At 64.0% G+C, this 19917-nt stretch carries 27 protein-coding genes and 1 other RNA gene; 8 read left to right on the forward strand and 20 right to left on the reverse strand.

The genetic code is table 11. From position 1 onward, the window contains the following. The first annotated feature begins 45 nt into the window (after positions 1-45). A complete protein-coding gene (locus QM618_RS02840; RefSeq protein ID WP_428094707.1) occupies positions 46-927 on the forward strand; it encodes a VOC family protein in 882 nt (293 codons plus the stop codon). On the opposite strand, the gene QM618_RS02845 is transcribed toward QM618_RS02840, so the two are convergent. After that, a complete protein-coding gene (locus QM618_RS02845; RefSeq protein WP_428094709.1) occupies positions 924-1892 on the reverse strand; it encodes an aldo/keto reductase in 969 nt (322 codons plus the stop codon). The genes QM618_RS02840 and QM618_RS02845 overlap by 4 nt on opposite strands. 72 nt (positions 1893-1964) lie before the next feature. Here QM618_RS02845 and QM618_RS02850 point away from each other — a divergent pair, with 72 nt between their 5' ends. From QM618_RS02850 to QM618_RS02870, 5 genes are all read left to right on the forward strand, one after another. Then, a complete protein-coding gene (locus QM618_RS02850) occupies positions 1965-2168 on the forward strand; it encodes a hypothetical protein (protein WP_428094711.1) in 204 nt (67 codons plus the stop codon). Between the two features lie 348 nt (positions 2169-2516). Next, a complete protein-coding gene (locus QM618_RS02855) occupies positions 2517-2852 on the forward strand; it encodes a hypothetical protein (RefSeq protein ID WP_428094713.1) in 336 nt (111 codons plus the stop codon). Beyond that, positions 2849-3406 carry a hypothetical protein gene (locus tag QM618_RS02860; protein ID WP_428094715.1) on the forward strand — a complete coding sequence of 186 codons (558 nt, stop codon included), beginning with the start codon at positions 2849-2851 and terminating at the stop codon, positions 3404-3406. Before QM618_RS02855 ends, QM618_RS02860 begins: the two co-directional genes overlap by 4 nt. Next, a complete protein-coding gene (locus QM618_RS02865) occupies positions 3399-3797 on the forward strand; it encodes a hypothetical protein (RefSeq protein ID WP_428094717.1) in 399 nt (132 codons plus the stop codon). Before QM618_RS02860 ends, QM618_RS02865 begins: the two co-directional genes overlap by 8 nt. Beyond that, positions 3794-4144 (forward strand): hypothetical protein, encoded by a 351-nt coding sequence (locus tag QM618_RS02870; protein WP_428094719.1) that lies wholly within the window; start codon positions 3794-3796, stop codon positions 4142-4144. The genes QM618_RS02865 and QM618_RS02870 overlap by 4 nt, the downstream gene beginning before the upstream one ends. A gap of 184 nt (positions 4145-4328) precedes the next feature. Here QM618_RS02870 and QM618_RS02875 read toward each other — a convergent pair whose 3' ends face one another. After that, positions 4329-5078, reverse strand: a complete 750-nt coding sequence (locus QM618_RS02875; protein ID WP_428094721.1) for a DUF3800 domain-containing protein — start codon at positions 5076-5078, stop codon at positions 4329-4331. Between the two features lie 151 nt (positions 5079-5229). On the opposite strand from QM618_RS02875, the gene QM618_RS02880 reads away from it, so the two are divergent. Then, positions 5230-5454: a hypothetical protein gene (locus tag QM618_RS02880; protein WP_428094723.1), complete on the forward strand. Its 225-nt coding sequence runs from the start codon at positions 5230-5232 to the stop codon at positions 5452-5454. A gap of 93 nt (positions 5455-5547) precedes the next feature. On the opposite strand, the gene QM618_RS02885 is transcribed toward QM618_RS02880, so the two are convergent. Together QM618_RS02885 and QM618_RS02890 are read right to left on the reverse strand one after the other, a co-directional pair. After that, positions 5548-5694, reverse strand: coding sequence for a hypothetical protein (locus tag QM618_RS02885; RefSeq protein WP_428094725.1), 147 nt, complete (start codon positions 5692-5694; stop codon positions 5548-5550). A 125-nt stretch (positions 5695-5819) separates the two neighbouring features. After that, positions 5820-6308 (reverse strand): hypothetical protein, encoded by a 489-nt coding sequence (locus QM618_RS02890; protein WP_428094727.1) that lies wholly within the window; start codon positions 6306-6308, stop codon positions 5820-5822. 119 nt (positions 6309-6427) lie between these two features. Here QM618_RS02890 and QM618_RS02895 point away from each other — a divergent pair, with 119 nt between their 5' ends. After that, the gene (locus QM618_RS02895; protein WP_428094729.1) at positions 6428-6769 is read left to right on the forward strand and encodes a hypothetical protein; all 342 of its coding nucleotides are present in this window, start codon (positions 6428-6430) and stop codon (positions 6767-6769) included. On the opposite strand, the gene QM618_RS02900 is transcribed toward QM618_RS02895, so the two are convergent. The 16 genes from QM618_RS02900 to smpB all read right to left on the reverse strand — a co-directional run bounded on the left by QM618_RS02900 (position 6766) and on the right by smpB (position 19868). After that, positions 6766-7032: a hypothetical protein gene (locus tag QM618_RS02900; protein WP_428094732.1), complete on the reverse strand. Its 267-nt coding sequence runs from the start codon at positions 7030-7032 to the stop codon at positions 6766-6768. The two genes, QM618_RS02895 and QM618_RS02900, sit on opposite strands and share 4 nt — an antisense overlap. Then, a complete protein-coding gene (locus tag QM618_RS02905; protein WP_428094734.1) occupies positions 7025-9616 on the reverse strand; it encodes a tape measure protein in 2592 nt (863 codons plus the stop codon). Before QM618_RS02905 ends, QM618_RS02900 begins: the two co-directional genes overlap by 8 nt. 2 nt (positions 9617-9618) lie before the next feature. Continuing rightward, a complete protein-coding gene (locus QM618_RS02910) occupies positions 9619-9978 on the reverse strand; it encodes a hypothetical protein (protein ID WP_428094736.1) in 360 nt (119 codons plus the stop codon). A 703-nt stretch (positions 9979-10681) separates the two neighbouring features. Beyond that, positions 10682-11227 (reverse strand): hypothetical protein, encoded by a 546-nt coding sequence (locus QM618_RS02915; protein WP_428094738.1) that lies wholly within the window; start codon positions 11225-11227, stop codon positions 10682-10684. Further along, positions 11224-11595: a helix-turn-helix domain-containing protein gene (locus tag QM618_RS02920; RefSeq protein ID WP_428094740.1), complete on the reverse strand. Its 372-nt coding sequence runs from the start codon at positions 11593-11595 to the stop codon at positions 11224-11226. The genes QM618_RS02915 and QM618_RS02920 overlap by 4 nt, the downstream gene beginning before the upstream one ends. After that, positions 11592-11816: a hypothetical protein gene (locus QM618_RS02925; RefSeq protein WP_428094742.1), complete on the reverse strand. Its 225-nt coding sequence runs from the start codon at positions 11814-11816 to the stop codon at positions 11592-11594. The genes QM618_RS02920 and QM618_RS02925 overlap by 4 nt, the downstream gene beginning before the upstream one ends. 205 nt (positions 11817-12021) lie before the next feature. Beyond that, positions 12022-12312, reverse strand: a complete 291-nt coding sequence (locus tag QM618_RS02930) for a hypothetical protein (RefSeq protein ID WP_428094744.1) — start codon at positions 12310-12312, stop codon at positions 12022-12024. 145 nt (positions 12313-12457) lie between these two features. Then, entirely contained in the window at positions 12458-12739 is a 282-nt protein-coding gene (locus QM618_RS02935; RefSeq protein ID WP_428094746.1) for a WhiB family transcriptional regulator, read from the reverse strand. Then, the gene (locus QM618_RS02940) at positions 12736-12948 is read right to left on the reverse strand and encodes a hypothetical protein (protein ID WP_428094748.1); all 213 of its coding nucleotides are present in this window, start codon (positions 12946-12948) and stop codon (positions 12736-12738) included. The genes QM618_RS02935 and QM618_RS02940 overlap by 4 nt, the downstream gene beginning before the upstream one ends. Beyond that, entirely contained in the window at positions 12945-14273 is a 1329-nt protein-coding gene (locus QM618_RS02945) for an AAA family ATPase (protein WP_428094750.1), read from the reverse strand. Before QM618_RS02945 ends, QM618_RS02940 begins: the two co-directional genes overlap by 4 nt. Next, entirely contained in the window at positions 14270-14596 is a 327-nt protein-coding gene (locus QM618_RS02950; RefSeq protein ID WP_428094752.1) for a hypothetical protein, read from the reverse strand. The genes QM618_RS02945 and QM618_RS02950 overlap by 4 nt, the downstream gene beginning before the upstream one ends. After that, a complete protein-coding gene (locus QM618_RS02955) occupies positions 14589-14789 on the reverse strand; it encodes a helix-turn-helix domain-containing protein (protein WP_428094836.1) in 201 nt (66 codons plus the stop codon). Before QM618_RS02955 ends, QM618_RS02950 begins: the two co-directional genes overlap by 8 nt. Positions 14790-15573: 784 nt before the next feature. After that, positions 15574-16581 (reverse strand): tyrosine-type recombinase/integrase, encoded by a 1008-nt coding sequence (locus QM618_RS02960; RefSeq protein WP_428094838.1) that lies wholly within the window; start codon positions 16579-16581, stop codon positions 15574-15576. Positions 16582-16896: 315 nt separating this feature from the next. After that, positions 16897-17262: a transfer-messenger RNA gene (ssrA, locus tag QM618_RS02965) on the reverse strand. Between the two features lie 177 nt (positions 17263-17439). Next, positions 17440-19323, reverse strand: coding sequence for a DUF2207 domain-containing protein (locus QM618_RS02970; RefSeq protein WP_428094754.1), 1884 nt, complete (start codon positions 19321-19323; stop codon positions 17440-17442). Between the two features lie 83 nt (positions 19324-19406). After that, positions 19407-19868, reverse strand: coding sequence for an SsrA-binding protein SmpB (gene smpB / locus QM618_RS02975; protein WP_428094756.1), 462 nt, complete (start codon positions 19866-19868; stop codon positions 19407-19409). Positions 19869-19917: the final 49 nt, after the last annotated feature.

Here is a 19917-nt window from a genome sequence, read left to right on the forward strand (position 1 = left end):
GCCCCGAGCCAGGGAATAACGCATCTCACAGGGCGTTCAGTTGGCGTGCCAGAATCCATCGCCCCTGCGTCGTCCATAGATGCTGCGACCCGCATGGGTCCCGTGCGCCTCCTTGTTGAGGACCTCGACACCATGCTCACGTACTACCGTGACGTGCTTGCGCTGGAGCCCATCCGTGAGGACGGCGCCACCCACGTGCTTGGCCGCGGCGGCGTGGAGACGATGTCTCTCACCCCGTCAGCTGGGCTGCCTGCGTTCGACCGTCGCGGCGCCGGGCTGTTCCACACCGCCGTGCTCTTCGACTCCGAGCCCGGCCTCGCGGCCGCGGTGGCGCGCGTGGCGCAAGCGGCGCCTCGCTCGTACACGGGAAGCGCTGATCACTTGGTGAGCAAGGCGTTCTACTTCGATGACCCTGAAGGCAACGGCGTGGAGTTGTATTGGGATCGGGCGCGCACTGATTGGCAGCGCGACGCCGCCGGCCGTCCTCTCATGGGCACCGAGTACATCGACGCCAACGGCTACCTCGAGCAGCACCTCACCGAGGGCGAGTTCTCCTCGCCGGTTGCGCGCGCGTCAGTTGGTCACGTGCACCTTCAGGTGGGCGACATCCCCACCGCCAAGCGCTTCTACGTGGACGTGATGGGCTTCGACGAGATCTTCGACATGGGCACTGCCCTCTTCGTGTCCGCCGGCGGGTACCACCACCACGTGGGGCTCAACACGTGGAACTCGCGCGGTGCCGGCCCGCGCGCGGCATCGCTTGGCCTTGGCCGCATGGACTTGGTGCTGCCCACGCCCGACGCTGTGGCCGCCTTGCGCTCTCGCCTCGCCTTCGCTGGGGTGGCGATCGAGGACGACGGACGCGAGATCACCTTCTCAGATCCGTGGGGTACGCGGATTCGCGCTCGCGTCGAGGACGCTTCCTAGGCAGCTCGTGGCGCGGGGAACAGCGCGTCGATCTGCGCCACCTGTTCTGCGCTGAGACGCGTCTTGCCCGCGGCCGCGTTGGCGGCCACCTGCTCCGGACGCGTCGCCCCCGCGATGACCGACGCTATGGCCGGGTTCGCGAGGAACCAGCCAAAGGTCGCGTCCAGCATCGTGATGCCCCAGTCATCGCAAAGTGCCTGGTAGGCCTCCATGGCGTCCCAGTTGGCGTCATCCGCAATCTGCGGGCGAATGCGCGCGATGCGCGTGTCTCCTGGCCGCTCTGTGCGCGTGAACTTGCCCGTGAACAGGCCGTTGTGGAGAGGGAAGAACGGCAAGTACCCCTGCCCGCCTTCCACCGCGGCGTCGATGCGTCCGTCTACTTCGGCCTCCCTCGCGGCAAGGCTCAACTGGTCTTGGCTCGTGGCGAAGCGCGGGACGCCCAGCGCGTCCGCGGCGGCATTCGCCTCGCGGAGCTGAGCCGCGGTGAACTGCGACGCGCCGTACGCCCTGATGGCGCCCTCGCTCACGAGTTCGGCGAGCGCGGCGAGGGTCTCTTCGATCGGCGTGGCGGGATCAGGGGTGTGAATCTGGAACACGTCGATGACGTCGATGCCAAGGCGTTCGCGCGAGGCGTCCGCCGCCGCGCGCAGGTACGCGCGCGATCCCTTCGCTCCTAGCTCATCGAGCGGAGTGGCCACCTCGTTGTGGCCAAACTTGGTGGCGATGATCGCCTCGTCGCGGCGATCCGCGAGCGCCGTGCGCATGAGCGACTCGCTGAGCCCCCAGGTACCGCCGTAAATGTCCGCCGTGTCGAAGAAGGTCACTCCGGCGTCGAGTGCCGCGTTGATCACCGCGTCGGTCCCTTCTTGGGTCTCCGTAACCGTGCCCTCGCGGCCAAAGTTGTTGCAGCCAAGGCCTACTGCGGAGACGGCGAATGGGGCATGCGCGAGCGTGCGAAGTTCCATGCATCCACCCTACGTTTCGCTGGGAGGCGAACGGACACCTGCTGCCAGCTGCGTCAGCATATGCTGACGAGCATGAAGACCTCAGTTGGCGGCCAGTTTGACGACAGCATCATCGGTGAGCTGCGTGCCGTGGCGAGGGCCAAGCGAGAACTCGCTGGCCGCGAAGAACTCGCCGTGCGCCGCGCCCGGAACCAGGGACTCAGTTGGGCCGAGATCGGCACCTTCTTGGGCGTCACTCGCCAAACCGTGCACCGCAAGTACCGAACGTTCGGCTGACGAGGCCGCCCCGCGAGTTTCCCTGAGTGCGTGAGTGCTGGAAATCACGCGGAGACGACACCCAGGCATCAGGGAACGCGATCCCACGGCAATGCGCAGAAGACCAGGCCACAGCGTCGGGCAAGACAAAGCCCCCGGCTAGTCCAAACCGGGGGCTTTGTACAACAGGGATGGTGGAGATGGCGGGAATCTACCCCAAACCATTCTTTACCAGGCTATTTACGTCTTTGCTCTCGCGCCGTCCTACTTGGTGACTAATCGCTCCGCTGCGACCGTCACCGTGTCAGACCGCGGCGAGACCCTCACTGTACGCCGGGAAACGCCCGGCCTCAACACATGGAGGAAGACATGACCATCTCAGCAGACCTCATTAAGGACGCGCCCGCTTGGGCCGTCGACTACGAGCACTTCGACGGCGAGCCCGGTTGGTTCGTGCGCAACTTGGACCGACGCCCCATCAACGGGGTGTACCACGAGACCGATGACATGAGCGGCCCAACGAGGGTGGCTCTCGCGCCTCAGATCGTCCACGAGCCTCAGCAGGGCGACCAGGCGGCCGAGACCTTCATCCTCGTCAGTGAGTTCGGCGTCAAGTTCCGCGATGTCGCTGGGCTGCGAAGCCTCGCTTTCGCCCTCAACGCCGCAGCCGACGAGGCTGCAAAGATCCTGAGCGGTGCGAAGTGAGCGCCGAGGCCACAGTCGCAGCCCCCGAGAACCCGCCCCTGCCCGCATGGGCTCAGAGCTGGGACGAGCCGTGGGAACAGCACGAAGGACAGATCAGGCGCCACGCGTGGTACGACGCTGGCGACGTGACCGCGAGCCAGGACTTCGAGTGGCGAGACGGCCAGGTCGTGCCGAACGAAGCGATCGAGGTCCTGCTGTACGGATACGTCAACCACTTCGCCGATGACCAAGGCACGGCAATCGACTCGGCAATCCGCGATGTTGCGTCCACTCTTGCCGACCTGGTGCGGCTCAAGGCTCGCGTCGATGAAGTGCCCGACCGAGCCTGGGGTGATGCTGATGACGAGGGACTCTCGGTATGCGACCTGCGCCCGGACTCACCTTTCGGAGTGCTAATCGGTTCTCACGACCATGGGGCGACAGTGGGCGCACCCGTGATCGCTTGCGACCTCCCTGGCGACATCCAGACCGCGCAACAGGCTCGAGACCTGGCCCTAGATCTGTTCTTGGCCGCTGGTGTGCTCGACGCCCTGAATGGAGAGAGTGGTGGCTAGGCCCGCCAACACGATGGCCCTCAAGCCCTGTCAGTCTGATCGCGTCGCGACTCCAGCGGTGTCGGCGGTGGTGGAGGCGATCAACGACCTCGCCTCCGATGCTGGGCTCTCCACCGAGGACCTCGCAAAGCACTCAGGGCTCGGTCTCGGCGGATTCATCCGTCGCTCTGAGGACCGATTCCCGTACACGCTCGACGAGGTGGACCGGATCGCAACTGCGCTCGGCATGACCCTGTTCGAGCTCGTGGCGCGAGCCGTGGACTACAAAAAGGCGACCGTCATCACGGCCCCACCCGCTCGGATCGCCGATGACCGGGAATTCGAGGACGCGCTGCGCCAAGCCGAACGCCGCGGTTGGGCTATGGCTGGCGGTCAGGAGGCTGTGGCATGAGCACCATCGAGGACCACCGCCCTGCGTGGGTACGGCGCAAGGAGGACGAGGCCGCGGACCACTGGCCGGAGGCGACAAACATCCCCGCCTGGGCTACCGAGGTGTGCGTTTGCGGGCCCCATAACGACGTGAGCATGCGGCGCCGACTCGGTCAGGTCAACGAGATGTGTGGCCGTATCGAGCTCTTTGCGGAGTTCGAACCGGGCGAAGAGGTTGTGCAACTCGTGATCTGTGTAGATGGTGAACGCGCCCTCAGTTTCGACACCCGCTCGGAACTCGAAGGCATGCTCAAAGCGCTGACCTCGGTTGCGGACGAGTGGGAGAGCTTCGAAGCGCCCACGCTCTGACCCCACAAGCACCGCCCCTCAGGTTTCGGCCTGGGGGGCGGTTGTGGCACCCTCAGCGAAATCCCACGCAAGTTACGCCGAGGCACCGTGCTTCCGAACGAATGTCACCGCCGACTGTTACTCTTGAAGTACGCCGTGACTGCGTCGCTACCGCAGGTTCTTGGGGAAACCCGGACACGGCGTCTTACTTTTTTGGGATGTAGACCAGACCGTATCCGGCCACCTGACCGTTCGGCCCTCTGCGTACCGACGCTGCGATCTGGTCGTAGAAGCGCGAGTCGCCACGGAACTCGCTTCGGAAGATCGCTCCCGCTACGAGGTCGGCGAACTGCGTCCCGGGACTGTGATGTGAGGCCGCGATAAAAAGTCCCTCGACGAGGTTGGCGTAGCCGGAGGTGAAGGAGCCTCCAGCGAGCAGACTTTGATGGAACTCCTTGAGGCGACTGTCCTGATCGTTGTTTCGGTTGTCGCTCACAATTAAGCCTCTCGTGGACTGACCGGATATGCGTTCGAGATCTTGCAGAAAGTACTGGAAGCGCTCGCTTAGCTGCTTGAACGCGAGGTGATACAAGTCGTCGTCTGACTTGAGCGACGGCCAATGGCGGTAAGCCGCGGCTGTGTCGACCACCGCCGCAATCACACGCACAGATCGGTACTTCGCGACAGCCTCGAAGAGTTCCGTGCGCAGCAGGCCCTTCTCGTCGTCGGTTAAGTGGCTCAAGCTGTGCGGTTTGCCGCCGCGCGCCGGCGAGAAGTACCGCCACTTGATCTCCCCGACTACCCCGTGCCGCGCCTTTGCACGATTGAGGTCCGACGTGAGCTTGGGCCAAACCTCCTCGGGCACGATAATGCCGCCAAGGACGAAATGGGGTTGAGAGTCCGTCTTGTCAGGAGGCGGCGGAGTTCCGCTTTCATCTACGAAAAGCAGGTGCACACACCCATGGTACGAACTCGCGTTGCGAGCCGCTCGCGGAAGACACGGAACACCTCGAATGGGTTGAGAACCTGCTGCCCCGCGCACTTTGTCTGCGCAATGGCCGATAGTAAACCGCGTACTAGTTCACTCTCAACGAAAGGAACCCACGGTGGAGCTCATCGACGGCGGATACGACGCCGAGTTCTCAGGCGGGCAGTACACGATGCGCGGTCGTGACGGCATCACAATCGGCTGGATCACGCAGACGCCCTCCGGATGGTCGCCCAGTGGCATCACAGTGGACCTCGACGGCCGCCAACCGCCCGGCGCGCACGCGACCCCGGAACAAGCGTTCCACGCCTACCTGATCTGGGCTGGCTACATCACCGACTGAACAGCCTGGGCACACGTCATAACGGTTGGTTGCGGCAATCCGGGCGCGGTCACGTGCTCGCGAAAGCGCAATTCGATTTACGTGCGCGGCGTGCTACGCGTCGCCCTCGCTGGACCCGAACAAGACGGTCTGACCTGTGTCATCGAGACCTATCTCCGTACCGTCCTGTCCCGGCGAGAAGTACACGGTCTCGTTGTAGTCACCGTCCGCCGGAGGGACGTCATTTGACGTGTCAGTCATGAACGCCTGGCGTTTTGCTCGGAGTCGGGATAGGCGGCGGAGTATCGCCGCCCCGCTCCTGCTCCTCGTTGTAGTCACCGTCGCCCTGCGTGCGTGCAACCTGTGCCATGTCGGGTCTCAATCTCCTAGAGGCGGTCCTGGAATGTGATCGCGTAACCAGCAACGAGTACCGTCAGCGCCAGTATCTGCACCACGACCCCGATGCGTACGAGCGTACTCCGTGCGGCAGTGATCGACCGGACATCCTCAATCGCCTTTGCGAGACCGTTATTCATGCTTCGGATACCCAGTTCGCCCCCGTCCGCGCGAACTCCATTAAGCGTGCGCTGAGCACCACCGCCACTCGCGGGTCTGGGCCACTGCGCCGCGGCGCCAAGAGCTGCAGCTCCGACGAACAGGACCATGGCAATGGTCGTGTAGACCGTGACTTTGACAACTGCACTCAAGGCTGCCACGATCGCCGCGCTCGCCATCAGCTGGCTCGCGCGTGCCTCAACTGTCCGCAAGTAGTCGAGAGCGCTCTGCTCGATTCTTTGGAGCTCGGCATACAACAGCAACTCGGCCCGCGCGGCGGCCTTCCGGTTCTTGGCCGTCGACTTGCTAGAGGAACTCATACGCACCACTTTGGCATGAAGACACACTCAACGCCTTCCAGGCGTGTGCACAGGCGACCAATAGGGACAATTGAGAACGGCGCGGTGGTGTACGGCATTCACCGTTGGGACGGATCGCAGTGGCTGAGCACATGGCGCCTTTAAAGCGTGACATCAATAGTGGTGTCAGCGGCGCGTGCAATGATCACGTTGTGCGCATTTCAGACTGGATCAATATCGCATTCGATGTCTCACCAAGACGAGTCGTGCTCGCGTTCCTGCTCGTCGTCTTCGGATGGATGACACTCACCGGCAACTGGGCGCCGGTCGAGTGGTACGTCCGCGACCAAGCCGCCGGCTACACCGAGCAACTCCAGCGTGCGGTAGACGGTTTTTCCGCCGACCTCAGGCGACAAGCGCACATCCTTGAGGACCTCCACAAGCCATTTCCGGCGAACGCCCTGTCGCACAAAGCGATCTAGCGAACGTGGCGGGCCAAGCAGCTCCAAGCCAAGACCAGTTGCTCGGCTTCATGCTGTCGAGCGTTCAACGGTTCCGCGCCATGGACCAGGTCGATCTCCCGAAGGCGAACTTCAACGAGTTCGTTGCCCTGGTCGGACTCATCGCGCAGACCCACCGGTTCGTCGACGGCTTCTTCAAACTGCGCGCCAAAGGTCTCAGCCGTGAGGGGTCCGCCCTTATACGAGGCGCATTCGAGCACCGAAATGTCAATGAGGTCACCCACGGCGGCCTCCAAGGTTGTTGTTGCGGCGCCGCATCCGTGCCTGGCGTTCAAAGTCGGCGACGTCAGACGACACGAGGGTGCCGATGTTGATCGGCGCATTGTTGGTGTTCGTGGACGTGACGGGCACCTGGATGATCTGGGGTGCGGGTGCTGTCATCACTGGGCCACCGTTCGCGTAGCCACGAATCGCCGCAGCACGCATCATTTCCACGGCACCGTGACCACCAGCGGCAGCAACCTCGGCGGCTGTCCACACGTGCTCACCATTCGAGCCCCACATCAGCACCGAGTCCGACGTGCCCGTACCAGGACCAACAATCGCGCCACCGGTCGCATACGCGTGCGGCACAGGCCCACCGCCACCACCACCCTTACCGACCTTGCCGGACGGCAACACAACTTCGGGCTTGATGGGGATGTTCGACATTGACTTCACCCAGTTGCCGTACTCCGTGGACGCGCCAAGCATGTCCAGGGTCGGCTTCACTTCCGGGTTCAGCGCCGAGTCGAACCCCTCCGCGAACGCATCATTGGCGTCAGCGCCACCCTTGGCCCACAGGGCCACGATCTTGTTGAACTCCGCATCGGTGGCACCCGCGAGCATGTCAATCAGCGGGGCGCCCGAGGCACCCTGTTGCACGAGCTGGTCAAGCATTGCCCGCGCACTGTCCTTCAACTCGCCCGACGTGTCATCGTTCACGCGGGCAGTCAGGGTGTCGATGTTGTCGTGCCACTCCTGCTGGGCTTTCACCTGCTCCCGCATCTGCTTGATGTAGTCCTTGACCTTCACCGTGTGACCGTCGTAGTAGTCGGTGTAGGAGTCCTTCGCGGACTTCGTGGAATCCGCAATGGCCTGCGCCCACTCACGGTTCTTGTCAATCACCGCGTCATACGCGCCCTGCTGGTCAATGAACGACGCGTTCGCGTTCGCAAGGGCCTCGTGGTACTCCTCGAGCGCTTTCTGTGCGGCCTTCGCCGCCTCCGCCTCCGCTTCCAACTGCTCGGCAGTCTTCAGGCCGTTCTTCGTGAGAACGTCTTGCTCTACGGATGCGGCGGCAAGGGCATCGCGGTAGGCCGGAAGGAACTCGAGGACCTCGTCAGTGCTGGCTCCCATTTGGGAGGCAAGGATGTCGATGGCGCGTGACGCATCCGCAGCCTTTCCACCGGCAGCCATCGACGCGAGTCCAGCATCGACGCTGGCGAAGAACTTCTCTGCCTCTAGCCTGCTGGCAGATGTGGTCTGCCCAAGCGTGGCAACCGATGACAGCACGTTATCGAACTTGTTCCACGCGCTGGTGTTCGCCAGGGTGTCAAACATTTCTTTGGCTGAGCCGAGGTCGCCAAGCGTGAACTTCTTCCACGCGTTCTGCGCGGTGAACTTACCCAACGCAGTATCGGCAATGTCAGCACCGCTCGCGAGGTCCAGCAGGGCCTTCTCGGCTTCGTTCGCACCGGTCGCGGTCCCTGAGGCCCACTGTGGAACACCGGAAGCCGCAGCCATGACCGCGAGTGCCGCGGTCGCCTTGCCCGCAATGCCCGCAGTCTTGCCCATGGAGATGTTCAGTTGGTCCATGGCGGTCTTGGTCGCCACAATGCGGGGCGCGAGCAGCAGGAACCCGCCGCCAAGCAGCGACACTACGCCTGTGAGTCCCAACACGGCGGCCGTGGAGTTCTTCACCGAATCAGGCAGTTTCTGGAAGGCCCGCATCCCGTCCGCGAGGTCGTTTAGCCACCCAACAAGCGCACCACCACCATTGGGGTCCACAAGCGGTGTCGCAAGGTCAGCAGAGAAGTCACGCCATGCGGCCTTCACCCGGTCAAGAGAGCCCGCGAAGGTGTTCTTCACGTTGTCTGCGGCGCCCGCAAACCGGGTGTTCATCCCAGCCACAAGCGCATCAAGGGCATCATCCGCGTCGATCAGGCCCTCAGTGACCTCCATGCGGATAGCGGCACCGGTCTTGCCCATCTGCTCACCGATGATGCTTGCGGCATCAACACCACGGTTACCGAACTCGATGAAGTCCTGCGCCGTGAGCTTCCCCGCGGCATGGATCTTCGAAATGACCTGCGCCAACTCCGCAAGTTGCTGATTCCCACCACCAGCCGCGGCCACAGCGTTCTGGATGCCATCCAGGTATGTCAGCACCTTCTCGGTTTCGATACCGAACGCGAGCATCTGCTGCTGTGCAGTGAGGAACGTCTGCTTCGCAAACGGCGACTGGCGCGCGAAGTCATCCAGTTTCGCCATCTGAGCGTTGACGGCCTCTGTCGAGCCAAGGATGGTGAGCAGCGCTGCACGCGACGTCTGCTGCAACGTGTTGTACGCGATACCCGTCTTGAGGATCGCCGTAGCAACACCTGCAATGGCAACACCAACACCCACCAAGGCCGCACCCGAACGCTGCCACGCCTCTTGGTTAACCTGCGCCGAGCGTGCCATCCGCCCAGACGCGGACTCAATCTTCTTCCCGTCCTTGTCGAACTGGTTCGCCGTCTTCTCAGACTCCGTGCGCGCATCCTGCAACGCCCGCTTAAGCCCAGCCGCCTCACCCTTAAGAGTGACCTTCACCACACGTTCGGACATGATCAGCCCCTTTCATTCAAGAAGTAGTTGATGGCGCCCTCGGTATCCAGCCCGAGCGACTCCAAGATCGCGCCCCTATGTGCGGCGTTGTAGAACCGGTACAGATCGCTTTGCGTGAGCCACCGAAAGTCCATGTGCGCGGGCCATCGCGGGTCAGGGTGACACGTGCGCAACCAGCCCTCGATGGCACAAGCCCAGCGAGCCAGCGGACCGCCAGAGCGAGACTTGCTCGCCAGCACTTGCGCGTGTTCAGCCCACGCCGCTAGCGCCCGATCGGTCACCCAATGCGGGCTATAGCGGTCCTCAAGCTCGGCCGGCCACTCGTCGACAGAGACGGCCTTAGTGGTTCGGATTCGCGCCATCACGCACCCCCCGGCCCAGTACGCATGCCGCACCGGGGGCAGAAGTGTTTGCCATCGAAAGGCACGCCCGGCCGCGGGGAACCAGGAGCGCGTGGCCCCCTACACACAGGGCAAGGCAAATTCACTAAGAAGACGCGGTCACGCGAGCTCTTGACTTTCGGGAACGCGGGGCGGTCAGGCGGCGCCACGTTGCGAAGCCTCGCCATCACGCACCCCTAGCCTTAATCCTGGCTTCCGAAACATGGCCCTTCCAACGTGTTTTCGCGGCATTCGCAGCCCTCAAAGCGCCCGACGTCGGCACCGCCGCGCCCTCCTCATCAGGCAACGCCAGGGCAGCCAACAGGCGATGCAGCACCGCGCGTTGGCCCCGCGCCTCCGTCAAGGCAGGGTTCACCACCGGTTGTCCTTGCGACCCCACTGTCATGGCCCCCTTAGCCTGGATCGCTCCTGCTAACCGGTCGAGATCATCCATCGTGCGACACGCCTCAAGAAGGATCGACAACTCAGCCTCAGACAGTTCATACGCATCGAGAGTCGCCTTCCAAAAGGCGCGTCCACGCGACTCCAAGCCCTTCGGAGGCCTCGGTTTCGTGTCCGTCATGGTGGCTCCTAGCGGTCAAAATCCAACGTCAAGCATTGGCGCACGTTTCTTTGCCCCCACCGGCGGGTTTCCCTTGGGCGCGAGGGGTTGCCCCCTGGGGTGTCACGCCGTGACGTGCGCGAACGCCATGCCGATGAGCATTGCGTGTTTGACGTCGATGGCGCTGGTGTCGTGTGCTGCGTCCCAGATGATTTCGTAGTCGTCGGCGTAGATGGGTTCTGCTTTCTGGAATGCGTTGGCGAGCTCGGCCCAGCTGCGGTCGATGGCGACGGCTGCGAGTTCTCGCATGAGGCTCTTGTCGCCTTGTCGTTCCGCAGTGGTGAACATGCGTAGCGCTTCGTCTTCAGTGGCGGTCTCTTGGGCGCGCATAGCGGCATCGCGGAGTGTGACGGTGTCGATGCTGAAACTGGTGAATACGCGCCTCTTCGCTCGTTCCACTTCAACCGTCTTCGCTTCGTCGTACTTCACTTGCGCGTCGTCGATGGTGGCGTTGGCTTGCGTGATGATGTCGCGGACCTGAACGGTTCGACCTTCGACGCTGAGGTGCGTGTCGGCACGTACCGCGTCAATCGCGGCCCGAGCGTCTTGCCTAGCCTTAGCCGCGCGCTCCACTTGGGCGTCCCACTTGGTTGGTGCGGTGGTGGTCATGTGTGTCTCCTACCTAGTTGCCGTTCGATTGCGCGCCTGTTGACGCGCCACCTGCTGCCGTGTTTCTCGCCGTCTAGTTGGCCTGCGGCCAGACGTTTGGTGACTGCTCGAGTGGTGATTCCGAGAAGTGCTGCGGCTTGTTCTGTTGTGATCCACGTTGGCACTGATGAGACCGCGGGCGCTCGCAGGGTTCCGGTTCGCGGAACCGAGTTTTCGAGACCGAGTTTGTACAGCGCGACGAGCTGCTCGTACTCGGGTGTGCCGCGCGCCCCAATGCGAGTGGGCGTGAAGTCTGGGAGGGCGATGAGGAGTGCCGCGACGCGGCCTGACACGAGGACCACATCGCCGTGTGCGGTTGCCGTGGTCATGTCACCCCCGCGTCGGGTTCCTCACCCGTAACGGACTGCTCGAGGTGTTCCACGATGGCGCTCTTCACGTCCCCGTTGGGGGTGCCAGATCCGAGAACAGCGTCAATCTCGGTGCTCGCCTCGCGCAGAGGCGGCAGGGTGTGAGGCTGATCGCTGGGCGCGCTTGGGCGTGGGTAGTAGGCATCCATGACGCGACGGAACACGGCGAGAGGGTCGGTCATGCGCCCTCCCCGAGGTGGAACTCGTAGCCGCGGGCTCGGTCGCTTGGATTGAGTAGCAGCCCGCATTGGGGCGAGTACCAGAACCGCCCGGTCTTGCGCGTGTGGTCCTTCGGGTGCGTGTGGACGTCCCCGCAGTACGGGCAGATGATCGCGACAGCGGACGGTCGGATGCCCACGACCCGAGCGGCAAGAGGTGCCAGCACCCTCATGCGAGCACCCCCCTGGACTCCTGCACTTCGAGCCAGGCAGCGAGGGCGTCGATGTCGGTAAGCCACTTGCCGGCGCCGTCGTCGGCGAAGCCCGGGCGAACGTCTCGAGCGGTGTCCGCCAAGTGCACGAGCGCCCGAGCAGCGGCGATGTTGTTCTCGAGCGTTGGGACGCGTTCTGCGTGTGTAATGGCGCGCGATGCTGCCGACCATGCCGCGTCGATAGCTGGGGCGTCATCGAACAGTGACCGGGGTGGCAGGAACTGGCGAGCGAACGTGGCGGCAGTCATCGTTGCCTCTCTTCCATAAGCTTGGTGAGGTCCCGTGCGAGACGCACCTGGAACCGATACGAATCGACGAACGCGATCGGTCGGCCTCTGCGGCGGTATGCGTTGCGGCGCCTCGTGGGCCAGCTGGGAATGTCGTGTCGCTTGGTCATTTCCGGGAGTTCCTTTCTGAGGTGGTCAGTCCGCCGTAAACCCCGACTTCCTTTGGGTGAGTGAGCCCAAACTCACGACAGGCATCAAGCACGGGGCAGATCGCGCACGATCCAGCGGCCGCTCGCTGCTCCCGTTCGTCGTCAGAGGTGAACCACGCGCACGGTGCGTGGTGCCCGGTACGGCATGGGGTGTCGTCCCGGTAGCGGTCCACGAGCGCCACCAACTGCGGCCAGTCATGCGCGAGTGAGTTGGGCAAGGTCGGCATGCGGTTCGTCATCGCCCACCTCCATGCCGTGCCGCGACGATCGCCATGTAGGTGGGGCAGGTCGCGTCGTGGTGCACCTGTAGCGAGTAGATGCCGGGAGCGGTGACTTCCACGGTCTGGTACGCGTCGCAATCCTCACAGCCGCCAGGGATGCGTTGACCCATGAGAGCCTCGAATACGGCGGTCGCCGGGGCCGGTTGGTGGAAGCTTGATCCGTTCACCAGATGCCCCCTTGTTGACCGTGCCCCACCGTGCCCCCACCGTGCCCCGGGCCAGGGTCATTTGACCGTGCCCCGTGCCCCTCCCCTAAGGAGGGGGCACGGTCACGGTCATGATTGGCGGGGTCAAAAGGGACTGACCGTGCCCCGGCTGGATCGGTGCCGATAAAGGCGTCGCTGGCGGTGTCTGTGGCCTGCCTGTAGGGCGCGGCGAGGGCGTGGAGATACGCTCCTCGCTCACCCTGTTGGCGGGTGACGTAACCGTCCGCGATCAGTGCCTCGATGGCTTGGTCGGCGTAGTCCTTCTTGCCGCCCATCATGGCCCGCAGTCTCGTGAGTGAGAGTGGTTCGCCTGCCTCTTCGATGGCGCGACTGGCGCGCTCCATGAGTGCTGTCGGCCGGAACCCGCCACCCGCACCCCTAGCGCCTTGGCTCGGGGTCCGCAGCGTCACACCCGTGTGCCCGTCGCGCGGCTCGAGGTGCAGTTCGGCAACCACATCGCCGCGACCGTACGCGCCTTGACGGTCCTTGCCGCACACCACGTTGGCGTATCCCGGCACGCCCCGCGAAGGGGCCTTCACGATGCGCATAGCGTAGCTCGCACCGTTGATCGCGGCTTGCTTGCGTTGCGAGCCGATAGGTGTCAAGGCCAGTTCGTCAGACTTGGGCAGATGGTCAAGCAGGGCCACGGCTGCTCCTGCGTCCGCGATGGCCCTGGCGACCATGCGGGACCATACGGCGACCTCTTCGTCGGCGTTGGGGTTGATGCCGTCCATGGCGAGGGACTCGCCATAGGAGTCGATCACGCACAACGTGATGGCGTAGGTCGTGACGGTTGCGAGCAGTTCGTCGCGGCCATGCGTGGACGGCTCGCTAGGGCGCTTGTAGTGAAGCCCGGCGGCGATCACATCGCCCGGCACCTCAAGGTCGAGCATGAGGCGCTCCACAAGCGTCTGCGGACGGTCCTCGAGGTCCACGAACAGGACATGCTCGCCCGCCTTGAGCCGCTCGGCAATGAGGAACGCCGCCAACCACGTCTTGAGAGCCCCACCGATGCCGAAGATTAGGTGAACCATGCCGACGTACAGCAGGAACCCGGCGCCGTCGATACGGCCCAAGGTTGGCGAGGGCGTGGTCGTGGTCCCGGTCGTGATGCCGTGGATTACACCGGCGAGGTCAAGGTCGCGCCATGACTCACCGCGCACGTCGTCGCCGGGGGCCTGGACTGCACCGATAGCGTTACCGGCACTGGCCTGCCGTTCCTCAAGCGGCATCTCGTCATCTGGCGGCAGATTCTCGGTGATCTGGTCCCAACTGTCGAGGCTCACACCGTCACCTGCTTACGGGTCAAGCCGTAACGTCGGGCGAGATGCTCGGCGTCCCAACCTGCGGCGACCATCTGGTTCGCCCATGCCCGCTCCCAACGGTCAGACATGCGGTGCGGCGGTTCGTCATCGACGGGACCGAGCCGGTCGAGCAGTTGGTCGAGGGCGTGTGCGACCGCGTGCCGGTCAGCGGCCAGCCAACGGTCCTCGCGTTCTTCGCGTGGGTTGCCTAGACTTGGGGTATCAGCGTGCCCTTGCTGAACAATTGATCGCTCGCCGGGTTGCTCCTCCTGCAGCCCGGCGGCGGCGTCTCTAGGGTCAGTCATCGAGACCACCGCCAGCGGTGGCGAGGTCGAGCCGAGTGACCGGTCGCAGAGCGCGCTCAAGGTCAGAACGCTTGATTCGGATGGCTCGACCTACGCGATAGGCAGGGAGTTCACCTCTCGAGATGAGCCGACGCGTTGTGTCCGGATGGCAGTTGAGGAAGCTGGGGCCAGACGCTTCGGCGATGGACAACATCGCCAGCGGCAAAGTGGTTGATCGGGGAGACAAAGGAACCTCCAAGCAAGGCTGAATACAGCCTCTGCTGGGAGGTCATCTGCAAGTCTCTGGCGTAGAGCCGCGCCCTAGCCGCTAGCGAGATTGCTTGCTGAAGCACACTCTAGCAGTCAGGAGCGCTCTTCGCGAGAAGCACGCACCCGCGCGTACCGGTCTCGGAACACCGCAAGTGGTGTCTCTCGAAGCCCAAGACTCGCGAAGGTGCTCACCACGCTCTGGCATCGGTCGCTTCGGATCACTTGACGCAAGCTCGGACACATTGGGCAATTGAGGACGTATCGAGCTCGCATCTCGGCGTTCACGTGGTCCTCTCTCTCGAGAAGATCGCGCTGTTCGGGTGTCAGGAAGTGTCCTGTGGCCTCGTACCTTGCCTGCTCCGCTTGTGCCCATTTGTCCGGAGGTGTTGCCGTGAACCGCTGCACGTCGGCCAGTCGCTCGCGCCGCAATGCCTCCGGGTCGTGAGGGGCATCATCCACGATGGACTGTCGCCATGGCCCCTGCCGATCAGGCAACCGGAGAATGTCGCCGCGTCCTGTCAAGTAGATCCCATCCCAAGTCCAGTGGAGTTCGCCCTTCTGCTCCCAGACGGCCCCCGACAACTGAAAGGTCCCGACTAACCACGGCCCCGAATCGTGCGGGCAGAAGATTCCGAGATGTGGGAGCCGGAGGTCCGCCACAGTGTTTGTTTGCATCCCTGGAGGGACGTCCGCCAATGTCTTGATGAGGTAGTCCCACTCGCTCGTCATCACGCCTCCAGCCCGACGTCGAGCTTCTTGGCGAGCGCCCGGTCGCGCTCGAGCGTCGCGTGTTGGTACCTGAGTGCGACCGCCGCGTCCTTGTGCCCGCCGCGCTCCTGCAGTTCCTTGAGCGTCGCACCTGCCTGCGCGTACGCTGTGAGGCCGGTGTGGCGCAGCGAGTGGAACCGGAAGCCGGGCCTAACGGGCTCGCGCGCTTTTCGCCACGCGAGGTCGAACGCCGTCTGCGAAGCAGGCATGGTGGGGTTCTGCGAGCTCGGAATGAACGGCGCCGTTCGCTCGGGACGTGTGTGGGTGCCGAGGTGATCCACGATCTCGGGCACGAGCGCCGGCGGGATCGAGAGCGTGCGACGCGAATCAGCCTTGGGTTCGGTGTACGCGGGCGGGGAGGCTTTCGAGTTCCACTGGCGCCGCACGTGCACCACCGCCTTGTCGGGATCCTCGAGGTGGTCAAAGTCCCCGCGCTGTAGGCCCAACACCTCACCGAGTCGCAATGAGCACCAGGCGGCGAGCAGCACCCCAATGGCGAGCGCTGGCGGCATCCCTGCGGCCATGGCGCGCACTTCCGCGGGCGTGGCAAGGTCCGTGTCGCGAACGGTCGTCTCGCGGCTCTTCACGGGCTTGGGAATGGTGATGCTCACAGGTGACTCGGTAAGCCCTCCTGCGCGCGCTGACACGGCCGCGAGGAACAGAGAACGTGTGGTGCGGGCCGCGTTGGCCCACGCCCCAGGCTTGCCCTTGAGCTTCGCGAGCATCGCATCGACGTCGTCTTGGCTCACCTCAGCAAGACGCATTGCGCCGATCGCGGGTAGGACGTGGGCGTCGAGTGTGGAGCGGTAGGACCGCGTGGTCCCAGGTGACCGTCCTGCATCTGCGAGACGGGCCAACCAGTCATCGGCCCACTCCCGCACAGTCAGGGCGCCGCGGAGTTCCTCTACCTCGCGAGACCGCCTTGAGGCCCGCAGCTCACGAGGGGGTATGAAGATCCGGCGTGCCATCTCCGAGCGTGCGATGGCGAGTGCCGCCTCAGCGTCGCCCTTGGTGGCGAAACTCCCAATCGATACTTGCCGACCGTCGTAGGTGACGCGTGCACGGTAGTTGCCGGTGGGCAGGCGGTCGATACCTCGCGGCAATCCGCTACGGCTATTCTTCGGGGGAATCTCCACCACCTGGCCCTTGACTCGTGACTATCCATTGACTAATACTAAGCGTACTAGAGCGCACTCCTGCGTACTAGTGCATAGAGGGAACGAGCGGCAAATGTGCCAGATAGCAGGCAAAAGGCCTGGTATCAAGCGATACCAGGCCTTTGCAGGTGGAGATGGCGGGAATCGAACCCGCGTCCGCATGTTCCACGACAGGGCTTCTCCGGGCGCAGCCTGAAGAAGTTTTTCTCGGCCCCTCCCCGCTATCAGGCGAGTTGGAAGTAGGCCCAGTCACGGTGAAAAGTCCCGGCCGCCGCCGTGACGCCGGCGGCCAGCAAGTTCTCTAGATGACGCCAGGAACTAGGTCGAGAACGAACCTAGGCTGACGGACTTCAGGCTCGCTTAAGCAGCGAGGGCGAAGTCGGTGCGCTTGGAATCGGCACCTATAAGTTGCTGGGGGCGTTGACAAGATAACCCAGCCTCCTTGGCCCGCTTCCCCTGAGGTAACAACACACGTCGAAACCGATCATCCCCTATTGAGTTGTGCGTCCAGTCTACCTGGGCGTACTGAGGGTGTCACCCGCCTGGTACCACCGCAACACGCCTGACCACTTTCGGGGTCTTCGCACGGTCACAGACGGTCCGAAGGCCACGAAAGTGGTCAGGGGCGTTGCCGCACGCCGCGCGCCTCCTCGGATGTCGAGGACCCCCCTACCAGCCGCCGCCGCCGCCACCGCCGCCGCCACCACCGGAGAACCCGCCTCCCCCACCGAAGCCGCCGCCGCTGAAGCCGGAAGACCCAGACGACCCCGGCGTGGGCGCGGAGACCGCCGCGGACGTCAGCGACGAGAACTGCGAAATCGTGCCCGTGAAGCCGTTCGACAGCGCCCAGAACGAGCCGAGCGTGTAGCCCGTCATCCAATTGGGCTCTGCCACCGCGTAGCCGGCAGCGGCGAGGTCCTGGAACTTCTTTGTCCACTGATCGGTGATGCCAAAGGCGATCGCGTAGGGGAGGTACTTGGAGAAGATGTCCTGCCCCTCCTCGAACTTGAGTTGGTTGGCGTCTGCGGTGCGCAAGAAGAGCTCAAAGCCCTTGGACTCCGCGAGCACGCGCGAGCCCTCCGCCTTGCGCACCGGCGCGGCCTTCTGCGTGAAGATCAGCACTGCGCCGATGAGGATCAGCGGCACAGTAAGCCACACGGAACCGCCCATGCCGGCGATGAAGAACGAGCCAAAGAACCCCGCAACCACCAGCAGGATCCCCAGCCCTGCCCATCCAAGGCGAGTGGACGAGGGCGATCGCGAGTACCAGCCAAGCGACACCACGTCCGCATACATCTGCACCGAGACGCTCTGCAGCGTCGCCGCGAAGGTGGTCTTCAAGTCAGACAACAGCACCTGGTCGCGGCCGTCGAAGATCGCGTCAAAGAGCTCGCCCTCATACTTGAGCATGGTCGTGTCCGAGTTCTTGAGCTTGACCAACTGGTAGTCGTCCTCGGTGACGCGGTCGATGCGCATGTAGCCCCGCACGGCGAGGTCCACGATCGTGGCCGTGACGTCCTGCGTGTCCGCGGACTCGTCCCACAGCGTGCCAATGAGACCCGGCCGCACTCCAGCGGGCGGGTCAAACCGCACCGCCACCGGCGGCGCCTTACGCAGGGCGCGAGTAGTCCCTTCGTCCGCACCGGTGGGCGCCAGGCCTGGCGTGAGGCCAACGTAGTGCTCGTCGCGAGTCGCCTTGATGAGCGCCCTTGCGAGAAGCCCACCACCCACTAGCAGGATCAGCAGCCCGGGAATCGCCCACGGCAACGAGAACCTCCAGGCCCTCGCCGCGTCGTCGGCGATCTCCAGTTGCGGTTCGGTGTCGAAGCTCCCCGATGGGTACAGCACGTCAACGGTCATGGGCTGGCCCGGCGACAGGGCCCCGTGGGTGAACGTGGCACGAGCGCCGTCACTCGCGGCGGAATCGCACGCATCCGCCGCGCCTGACGCTCCAGCGAAGCACTGCACGGCGATCGCGTCCACGGGGCTCGTCACGGTGATAGTGGCGTTCGAGATGGGGATGTCCCACCCCTCGCCCACCGCGTTCCAGTAGAACTCGTCGGCGTTGATCGGCTCGGTCTCACCGGGCGGGATCGCGTCCGTCACCGCGTTCATCACGTGGTGGACGGTGTACGTGAGCACGTACGTCTGAGTTCCTGAGACGTTGCCGATGTTCTCGTCGCCCACCCTCACCACGAGCCAGTACTCGCCGTCCTCGAGGTACACCTTCGCGGGTGCTCCCGTGGTGCTTGACGCCTCCACGTCCGTAATCTCGTACACCCGGTTGTAGGTGTCGTCGTACCCCTGGCGCGTGGGGAACGTGAAGTACGGCCCGTGCCCAGGATCGTCGCCAAAGTCAAAGTCCAGCTCCACGCGCACCTTTGCCGAGCCGTCTGGCTGCAGATCGTAGGTCTCGTCCCAGCGCGTGATCTGGTTACCGGTGGTATCGGTGCTGGTTTGCAGGCCCGACGCTGTCGTTGAGTCCAGCGCAGTAGCTGGGGAAGGCGCGAGCGTCGCCATGGCGGCAATAAGGGCAGCGAGGAGCCATCTCATGCCCCCATCATGCCGGGATTGGTGCTCAAGGTGAGCCAGCGTCGGCCCTGTAACTGGACCCTTCTTGACGAAAAGGTGACGGTCTAGCGTCGGGCATTCATGGCGCGTTCCGCGTCACGAGCGTCTTGGCGTTCGCGCAGCGTCTGGCGCTTGTCGTACAACTTCTTGCCTCGAGCGAGGGCAATCTCGATCTTGGCGCGGCCGTCCACGAAGTACAGGCGCAAGGGCACGATCGTGTGCCCCTTCTCGCGAGTGCCGTGCAAGAGCTGCTCGATCTCGTGGTGGTGCAGCAGCAGCTTGCGCTTGCGGCGAGGCGAGTGGTTGGTCCACGTGCCCTGCGTGTATTCGGGGATGTAGATGTTGTCGAGCCAGGCCTCACCGTGCTCGATGTACACGTAGCCGTCGCCGATGGTGGCGCGGCCCATGCGCAGCGCCTTGACCTCCGTGCCCATGAGCACGAGGCCTGCCTCGAACGTGTCGTCGATGAAGTAGTCGTGGCGCGCAGAGCGGTTCGATGCCACGACCTTCAGAGACTCCTTGGCCATGACTCACCTCCTCTGTGTGCGTTCCTTGATGATGCAAGGCCGAGGAGAC

The organism is Demequina sp. (genome assembly GCF_049841215.1).
Lineage (GTDB): Bacteria > Actinomycetota > Actinomycetes > Actinomycetales > Demequinaceae > Demequina.